We start from the raw sequence: 363 nt of genomic DNA, 5'->3' as shown, positions 1-363 counted from the left end.
TGACGTTTGTGCCCTGCACCTGTGCCGTGAGGCTCTGGGCAGTAGGTGGCTTGGACGGGATCACGTAGAATGTCGAATGCTCGATCGGATCATTCCCGTAATAGTTCCCGGTCGGCGTCACAACACCCCCGGATGGATCCATCTCTGCGCCAGATTCGCTGGCGACGTATGCGAAGGGAACGAGCTGTTGAGGAGGAAGATTACCATTTGTGTCATTAAGTGAATACTCGTACTGTTTTACTTGCTCCTCTACGAACTGAGTATTTCCCCCTAATTCGCTAGCAACCGCGCTTATCTCATTGATTGGCAGCCCCAAATACCCGTTCCCATTCAAACTGTTGTCGCTCACGATGTCCGACTGCA

At 52.3% G+C, this 363-nt stretch carries 1 protein-coding gene; it reads right to left on the bottom strand.

Going from position 1 to position 363, the window contains the following annotated elements; all coding sequences use genetic code 11:
- Positions 1–349, bottom strand: a 349-nt coding sequence (locus AC27E8_RS06585) for a hypothetical protein (RefSeq protein ID WP_487098628.1), incomplete at its 3' end; no start/stop codon positions are given.
- Positions 350–363 lie beyond the last annotated feature (14 nt).

Source organism: Alicyclobacillus sp. CIJ1, assembly GCF_057538885.1.
The sequence above is the reverse complement of the archived record's forward strand: the minus strand, read 5'-3'. Positions and strand labels throughout refer to the sequence as shown.